Genomic DNA, 1,611 nt, shown 5'->3' with positions numbered 1-1,611 from the left:
GTTCGATTCCCGTCACCCGCTCCATAGTTGAGGCCCAGGTCAGCGACCTGGGCCTTGTTTATTGTCTAGACCACTCTCGGGCTGCCCAGCCCCCCGCCAGCCCCATCTGCCGGCCGAGGCGTAAATCTCGCACACCCCCACACCGGGCCAGGCGCCTTGGGGGTCAGTCTTCTCAAATAGCGAGACGCATTTTCTGTGACTTGGGTCACCAGAGCCTGAGGTGCCGTGAGATTACGGATGCAAAATGGGCCCTTGGCAAGGGAGTTCGTCTGACCCCTGCCCGCGCTCCGGGCGGCGAACGCAACTCCGCCTAAAACACAGCGCAACGTAGAACTCGCGCGGATAGGCGTGGGCTTACGGGCATCGCCTCGGGCGGTTGTCCCAGCGGTGGGTGGTCCAGGATTGTCGGATCAGGCTGCGGACGGTGATGATCGTGTCCGCGAGGTCGAAGAAGGCGTCGATCACGACGGCGCGGCGTTCGTAGCAGCGGGAAAGACGGTGGAAGGCGTTCTGCCAGGCGTGGGTGCGCTCGACGTGTCACCGCTGGCTTGACTGAATCGGGGCTTTCTCGCCCTTGTGCGCTATCTGACCGTGCAGCCCGCGTTCGTCGAGCAGGGCGCGGGTCTTGTGCGAGTCGTACCCAGCGTCCAGGTGCACCGTGATGTCGTCGGGCAGCGGCCCGAGTTCCGCGAGGCGGTCCAGGGTCGGGGCCGGCAGCGGAGAGTCGTGACAGTTCGCCCCGGCCAGAACGCGGCCGAGCGGGATTCCGTAGCGTCAGTCATGCCGGAGCGTTTCAGGCCCTGTTTTCCCCGGTCGACCGGGGAGCGCCCGGCGACCTCACCGCCGCCGGGTGCCTTGGTGAGGGAGCCATCGATGGCGATCTGATCCAGCCTCAGGCCGACGATGCGGTCGTAGGAATCGAGCGCGATCTGCTTCAACTGGCTGAAAATGCCCAGGCGGATCCACTCATCGCGCCGGCTGCGGATGGTGCTGGCCGATCAGGTCGTGTCAGCGATCGCCCCACCGCAGCAACTGCGGAAGCTTGTCGAACACGATCCGGTCACTGATGCGCGGACGGTGGCAGCGCAGAGGATGGTCCGGGCGGTAGAGCCGCCGCTCGGGCAGCAGCGCCGAGAACTGGTCCCACAGCGGTTCGGTCCGCCATGACGGAAGAACAGGCACAGGTCCCCCCGGCGATCGCAGAGCGTCGCGCTGAAGCCGGCAGCAGCGATCGCCTCGACTGCCTGCGTCCGACTGATAGGCCCTTCCCGAACGTCGCCGCATCGTGGGCGCACCCCAGAGTTGACCATCCCACCCCAGCATTGTCATCATTGATGACAGCATTGATGATTGCGGGAGTGAGGGAGGGACATGGTTGTGGGCAAGGGCCGGGCGGTGCGGTTGTCGCCGGAGCTGATCGTGGAGGCGGCCGTGCGGATCGCGGCGCGGGCGGAGCCGGACGGGCTGACCGGACGGGCTCTGGGAGAGGAACTGGGCGTGGACCGGTCGGCGGTGTGGCGGCATTTCGCGGACCGGGACGCGCTGCTGCTGGCGGTGGGTGACCGGCTGCTGGCCATGGCTGTGGAGCGTGTGCCCGACGGTCTGGGGCCG

Annotated in this window: 1 protein-coding gene and 1 pseudogene; one reads left to right on the top strand and one right to left on the bottom strand. The window is 66.9% G+C overall.

What is annotated here, in order from left to right; all coding sequences use genetic code 11:
• Nucleotides 1-354: 354 nt before the first annotated feature.
• Nucleotides 355-1,182 (bottom strand): annotated as a pseudogene (locus AB0I03_RS26430) (IS5 family transposase).
• Between the two features lie 189 nt (nucleotides 1,183-1,371).
• Here AB0I03_RS26430 and AB0I03_RS26425 point away from each other — a divergent pair.
• Nucleotides 1,372-1,611, top strand: a 240-nt coding sequence (locus tag AB0I03_RS26425) for a helix-turn-helix domain-containing protein (RefSeq protein WP_360417312.1), incomplete at its 3' end; no start/stop codon positions are given.

The sequence above is a fragment of the Glycomyces sp. NPDC021274 genome, assembly GCF_040641195.1.
GTDB lineage: Bacteria > Actinomycetota > Actinomycetes > Mycobacteriales > Micromonosporaceae > Glycomyces.
The sequence above is the reverse complement of the archived record's forward strand: the minus strand, read 5'-3'. Positions and strand labels throughout refer to the sequence as shown.